The following is a 6,278-nucleotide window of genomic DNA, read 5'->3' on the forward strand; positions in this document are numbered from 1 at the left end:
CAAGGTATTGTCATGGCCACTCCCGCCGACACCTCCACCCCAGCCGCCGCGCCCGACAGCACGGGCAAGCGCAAGACCTGGCTGCTGGCCCTGCTGCTGATCCTGCTTCTCGCCGGCGCGGGCACCTGGGCCTGGTACAGCCTGGTCGGGCGCTGGCATGAAAGCACCGACGACGCCTACGTCAACGGCAACGTGGTCGAGATCACCCCCCTGGTGACCGGCACCGTCATCAGCATCGGCGCCGACGACGGCGACCTGGTGCAGGCTGGCCAGGTGCTGTTGCAGTTCGACCCGGCCGACAGCGAAGTCGCCCTGCAGGCCGCCGAGGCCAAGCTGGCGCGTACCGTGCGCCAGGTGCGCGGGCTGTACAGCAACGTCGATTCGCTCAAGGCCCAGCTGGACACCCGCCAGGCCGAACTGCAGAAGGCCCAGCAGAACTACAACCGGCGCAAGGTACTGGCCGACAGCGGCGCCATCGCCCAGGAAGAGATCTCCCATGCCCGCGATGACCTGGCCGTGGCTGTGGCCGCGGTCAACAGCGCCCGCCAGCAGTTGGCCACCAGCACCGCGCTGGTCGACGACACCGTGGTGTCCTCGCACCCTGAGGTGATGGCCGCCGCCGCCGAACTGCGCCAGGCCTACCTCGACCATGCCCGCACCACCCTGGTGGCGCCGGTCACCGGCTACGTCGCCAAGCGCACCGTGCAGCTGGGCCAGCGCTTGCAGCCGGGTACCGCGACCATGGCGGTGATCCCGCTGGACGAGGTGTGGATCGACGCCAACTTCAAGGAAACCCAACTGCGCGACATGCGCATCGGCCAGCCGGTGGAAATCACCGCCGACCTGTACGGTGGCGAAGTGAAGTACAACGGCACCGTCGACAGCCTCGGTGCCGGTACCGGCAGCGCCTTTGCCCTGCTGCCGGCGCAGAACGCCACCGGCAACTGGATCAAGATCGTCCAGCGGGTGCCGGTGCGTATCCACCTCAACCCTGAGCAGCTCAAGGAGCACCCGCTGCGCATCGGCCTGTCCACCCTCGCCGAGGTCGATCTGCACGACCAGAGCGGCCCGACCCTGGCCCAGCAGCCACCGCAGCAGGCCAGCTATACCACCCAGGTGTATGACCGCCAGTTGGTCGAAGCCGACAACCTGATCACCCAGCTGATCCACCAGAACAGCGCCACCGGCAAGACGGCCCAGCGATGAGCCAGTCGGCCCCCGCCCAGTTCACCCCGCCGAGCCTGTTGCTGACCACCATCGGCCTGTCCCTGGCGACCTTCATGCAGGTGCTCGACACCACCATCGCCAACGTGGCGCTGCCGACCATTTCCGGCAACCTGGGGGTGAGCTACGAGCAGGGCACCTGGGTGATCACCTCGTTCGCCGTGAGCAACGCCATCGCCTTGCCGCTGACCGGCTGGCTGAGCCGGCGCTTCGGCGAGGTGAAGCTGTTCATCTGGGCCACGTTGCTGTTCGTGCTGGCCTCGTTCCTGTGCGGGGTCGCCCAGTCGATGCCCGAGCTGGTGGGCTTTCGCGTGCTCCAGGGGGTGGTCGCCGGGCCGTTGTACCCGATGACCCAGACCCTGCTGATCGCCGTGTACCCCCCGGCGAAGCGGGGCATGGCCCTGGCGCTGCTGGCGATGGTCACGGTGGTGGCGCCGATTGCCGGGCCTATTCTTGGCGGCTGGATCACCGACAGCTACAGCTGGCCGTGGATCTTCTTCATCAACGTGCCGATCGGCTTGTTCGCCGCCGCGGTGGTGCGCCAGCAGATGCGCGCGCGGCCGGTGGTCACCAGCCGCCAGCCGATGGACTACGTCGGCCTGTTGACGCTGATCGTCGGTGTCGGCGCGTTGCAGGTGGTGCTGGACAAAGGCAACGACCTGGATTGGTTCGAGTCCTCGTTCATCGTCACCGGTACGCTGATTTCCGTGGTGTTCCTGGCGATCTTCATCATCTGGGAGCTGACCGATCGGCATCCGGTGGTCAACCTGCGGTTGTTCGTGCACCGTAATTTCCGTATCGGCACGATGGTGCTGGTGGGCGGCTACGCCGGGTTCTTCGGCATCAACCTGATCCTGCCCCAGTGGCTGCAGACGCAGATGGGCTACACGGCGACCTGGGCTGGCCTGGCGGTGGCGCCGATCGGCCTGCTGCCGGTGCTGATGTCACCCTTCGTCGGCAAGTACGCGCACCGTTTCGACCTGCGCCTGCTGGCCGGGCTGGCCTTCCTGGCGATCGGCACCAGTTGCTACATGCGCGCTGGCTTCACCAACGAGGTGGACTTCACCCATATCGCCCTGGTGCAGTTGTTCATGGGTATTGGCGTGGCGCTGTTCTTCATGCCGACCCTGAGCATCCTGCTCTCGGACCTGCCGCCGCACCAGATCGCCGATGGCTCGGGGCTGGCGACCTTCCTGCGCACCCTGGGCGGCAGTTTCGCGGCATCGCTGACCACCTGGATCTGGATCCGCCGGGCCGACCAGCACCATGCCTACCTGAGCGAACACATCAGCACCTTCGACCCGGCCACCCGGCATGCCCTGGAGCAGTTGGGCGGGGCCGGCCCGCAGGGCTACGCCAAGCTCGAGCAGGTCCTCAACAGCCAGGCGTACATGATGTCGACGGTGGACTACTTCACCCTGCTGACCTGGGTGTTCGCCGGGTTGATCCTGCTGGTCTGGCTGGCCAAGCCACCGTTCACCGCCAAGGCCGCCCCAGCCTCGGCCGGGCACTGAGCCCGCGCGGGGCTCAGGCCCCGGCCGCCAGTCTGGCGCTGGCCTGGCGGCGACGGTACAGGCTGTCGCGGCTGGCCAGCCAGGCGTACAGCGGCGAGGTCACCGCCAACCCCACCAGCCACGACAGGTCGGCGCCATTGATGTGCGCCGACACCGGGCCGACATACAGCGGCGTGTTCATGAACGGCACCTGCACCACGATGCCCACCGCATAGGCCAGCAGGGCCTGCGGGTTGTAGCGGCCATAGATGCCGCCATCGACCTTGAAGATCGAGGCGATGTCGTAGTCGCCCTTGTGGATGACGTAGAAATCGATCAGGTTGATGGCCGTCCAGGGCACCAGCACCACCAGCAGCACCAGGACCATGTCGACGAAGTGGCCGATGAAGTCGGCCGAGGCGCACACCGCCACCACGCAGCAGGCGGCCAGTACCAGCAGCGACAGCACCGCGCGGCTCCTGGCCGTGGGGATCCAGCGGTAGGCGAAGGTCTGCACCAGGGTGATGATCGACAGTACCGCGCCATACAGGTTCAGGGCGTTGTGGCTGATCACGCTGAGCAGGAACAGCACCAGCATCAGCGGACCGATGGCGCCGGTGGCCAGCTTGACCGCGTCCATGGTGTCCATCCCCGCCGGGATCGCCAGTACCGCCACCGCGCCGAAGATGAACGACAGGCTCGAACCCAGGGCCGAGCCCAGGTAGGTGGTCCAGAAGGTCGACGACACCTTGACGTCGGCCGGCAGGTAGCGCGAGTAGTCCGACACGTAGGGGGCGAAGGCGATCTGCCACAGCGCCGCCAACGACACGGTGGCCAGCCAGCCGGCGAGGTTGAAGCTGCCGCGGGTGAGGAAGTCGTTGCTCTGCACATGGCTGAAGATGTAGCCGAAGCCGACCACGATGCCGATGCCCAGCACCCAGGTGCCGATGCGGTTGAGCACATGGATGAAGCGGTAGCCGATGATGCCGATGATCCCCGAGCCCAGCGCGCCGACGACGATGCCCACCGGCACGGGCACGGCGTCGACCACGCCATGCAGCGACTTGCCGGCCAGGACGATGTTGGAGGCGAAGAAGCCGACGTACATCACTCCGGCGATCACCACCACCAGCAGCGCGCCGAGCGAGCCGAACTGGGCGCGGCTCTGGATCATCTGCGGGATGCCCATCTGTGGCCCCTGGGCCGAGTGCAGGGCCATCAGCACGCCGCCGAGCAGGTGCCCGACCAGGATGGCGACGATGCCCCACACCAGGTTGAGGTGGAACAGCTGGACGCCCAGCGCGCCGGTGACGATGGGCAGCGGCGCGATGTTGCCGCCGAACCACAGGGTGAACAGGTCCCTTACCTTTCCATGGCGGTCTTGCGGCGGCACATAGCCGATCGTGTGTTTCTCGATGAGGGGTGCCGAGTTGGCTGCACGGGTCATGACGGACTCCAAGGCAAGGTGGGGCGAGCGAAGCGGCCCAGGGGCGTGCCGGCAAGGGGCGACGCGTTCTTGTTGGAGGGATGATGCGGGGCGGGTGGAGGGCGGGAAATTAGTAAATATGTGTTCAGGAGCCTTAAAAAAACTAAGGCTGGCGGGGGCGGGACAAGGATGAGGTCCGTGGGGGCATCGCGCTCGATGCGCAAGTGATCGTAGTGTCGCCTGCTGCTCGAGCGTGCGTGCCGCTCGCTGCTTTCGGTGTCCGGCAGTTGCGCGACACTGTCGAACACCCTCCTGGGTGCAGCTTCCTTACATCGGCAACAGGCGATCCTGGATCACTTCCTTCATCACCAGTGTCGAGCTCAGCCGTTTCACGTTAGGAATGCTGGTCAGTTGCTCGTCGTACAGTTTCTGGAATGCCGGCAGGTCCTTGGCAACCACGTGCAGCAGGTAGTCCGGGTCGCCGAACAGGCGCTGTGCTTCGACGATCTGCGCGATCTCGCCGAGCGCGGCCTCGAAGTCCGCCACTGGCTGGCGGGTGACCTCGCGCAGGGTGACGAACACCAGCGCGGCGAAGTTCAGCCCCAGGGCAGTGGGTGCCAGGCGCGCGTGGTAGCCGAGGATCGCGCCGGACTCCTCCAGTGCCTTGAGCCGACGGTGGCAGGGCGACAGGCTCAGGCCCACGCGGTCGGCCAGTTCGGTCACCGACAGGCGCCCGTCTTTTTGCAGTTCGGCAAGGATCTTGCGGTCGGTGCGGTCCATGGAGGGAGAATCTTCCAGTAATTTGGCTGTGCTAAGGAATATACGGAAGAAAATCCCCGCTTGATATCCGTAATCTTTCTTTCACCGAAACGTGTGTGAAAGGAACCATCGAAGTGGCCATGAGTGTATTGGCGGCGTTCTGGGCCGTCTCCTTCCTGTTCGTGATCACCCCGGGTGCCGACTGGGCCTACGCGATCTCTGCCGGCATGCGCGGGCGTTGGGTAGTGTCGGCGGTGGCCGGGATGCTGTCCGGGCATTTTCTGGCCACCTTGATCGTCGCCGCCGGGGTCGGCAGCCTGATTGCCGGGCATCCGCTGGCATTGACTCTGCTGACCCTGGCCGGTTGCGTGTACCTGCTGTGGTTGGGCGGCAACCTGCTGCTCAAGCCGGCGGTGCCCGAGGCGGGGGATGCGGGTGAGGGCGACAGCGGTTCGCGCTGGGCGCTCAAGGGATTTTGCGTCAGCGGACTCAACCCCAAGGTGTTCCTGCTGTTCCTGGCGTTGCTGCCGCAGTTCACCGACCCGCAGTCGAGCTGGCCGCTGCCAGCGCAGATCCTGTTGCTGGGCTTGGTGCACCTGTGCAGTTCGCTGGTGATCTACCTGCTGGTGGGGTATGGCGCGAAGGCGGTGTTGCGTACCCGCCCGGCAGCGGCGAGGCTGGTCGGGCGGGTGTCGGGGGGGGTGATGATCGCGATTGCGCTGGGGTTGGTGGTGGGGCAGATGCGTTGAGGGGAGCTCAGAGCCAAGTGGCATCCCAGTGCGAATACAACCCAGCCCGCGATACCAACCCCGCCCTGATCGGGTTTGCCACGATATAGCGCGCCACTGTACGCACATCCTCATCGCGGCGTAGGGCTCGATCGTGAAAACCCTGTTGCCAGAGAGGCCCTTGGCGCTGACACGCGCGGTTGATCAGAAAGGTGCTGCGGTATTTCAACTGCCGCATCAGGCTTGCCAGGCTGGCCTGGCGCAGTTCTACCAACCAGTGGAGGTGGTCGGGCATAAGCACCCAGGCAAGTGAGCATGCCTGGTCGGTCTCGTGGGCGATGCGCATTTGGCGGATGGTGATGCGGGCGGCTTGCAGGTCACGGAAGATCGGTTGACGGTTCCTGACTGATGTCGTCAGCAGATAGCGTTGACCCGATATGGAGAAACGGCCCCGGCGCAAGCGATGAGAGGAGGGGAAGTCCATGTCGTCTTCCTCGGAAATGTGAATGCAGAGGGTAGAAGGTTGGCGTGCGCAGGAGAGGGCGAATGTGTGAGCCTTTTTGTCGAACCCACCTCGAGCATGCGAGCGCTTTGCGCTCGATCGCTGGCTTCGCCAGCTCCCACAAGCACCTGTGGGAGGCTACAAGC

The 6,278-nt window shown here is 65.6% G+C and carries 6 protein-coding genes; 3 read left to right on the plus strand and 3 right to left on the minus strand.

What is annotated here, in order from left to right; genetic code table 11:
• The first annotated feature begins 12 nt into the window (after nucleotides 1-12).
• Entirely contained in the window at nucleotides 13-1,206 is a 1,194-nt protein-coding gene (locus F3J43_RS22185; protein ID WP_166892176.1) for an HlyD family secretion protein, read from the plus strand.
• The gene (locus F3J43_RS22190) at nucleotides 1,203-2,738 is read left to right on the plus strand and encodes a DHA2 family efflux MFS transporter permease subunit (RefSeq protein WP_166892181.1); all 1,536 of its coding nucleotides are present in this window, start codon (nucleotides 1,203-1,205) and stop codon (nucleotides 2,736-2,738) included. The genes F3J43_RS22185 and F3J43_RS22190 overlap by 4 nt, the downstream gene beginning before the upstream one ends.
• Nucleotides 2,739-2,751: 13 nt before the next feature.
• Here F3J43_RS22190 and F3J43_RS22195 read toward each other — a convergent pair whose 3' ends face one another.
• Complete coding sequence (locus tag F3J43_RS22195) at nucleotides 2,752-4,164, minus strand: purine-cytosine permease family protein (RefSeq protein ID WP_166892184.1); 1,413 nt, start codon at nucleotides 4,162-4,164, stop codon at nucleotides 2,752-2,754.
• A gap of 306 nt (nucleotides 4,165-4,470) precedes the next feature.
• Nucleotides 4,471-4,923, minus strand: a complete 453-nt coding sequence (locus F3J43_RS22200; protein WP_166892187.1) for an Lrp/AsnC family transcriptional regulator — start codon at nucleotides 4,921-4,923, stop codon at nucleotides 4,471-4,473.
• 113 nt (nucleotides 4,924-5,036) lie between these two features.
• On the opposite strand from F3J43_RS22200, the gene F3J43_RS22205 reads away from it, so the two are divergent.
• Complete coding sequence (locus F3J43_RS22205; protein WP_166892199.1) at nucleotides 5,037-5,651, plus strand: LysE family translocator; 615 nt, start codon at nucleotides 5,037-5,039, stop codon at nucleotides 5,649-5,651.
• A gap of 7 nt (nucleotides 5,652-5,658) precedes the next feature.
• On the opposite strand, the gene F3J43_RS22210 is transcribed toward F3J43_RS22205, so the two are convergent.
• Nucleotides 5,659-6,114, minus strand: coding sequence for an REP-associated tyrosine transposase (locus F3J43_RS22210; RefSeq protein ID WP_166892190.1), 456 nt, complete (start codon nucleotides 6,112-6,114; stop codon nucleotides 5,659-5,661).
• Between the last annotated feature and the right edge of the window lie 164 nt (nucleotides 6,115-6,278).

It is taken from the genome of Pantoea sp. Cy-639, from assembly GCF_011752525.1.
Lineage (GTDB): Bacteria > Pseudomonadota > Gammaproteobacteria > Pseudomonadales > Pseudomonadaceae > Aquipseudomonas.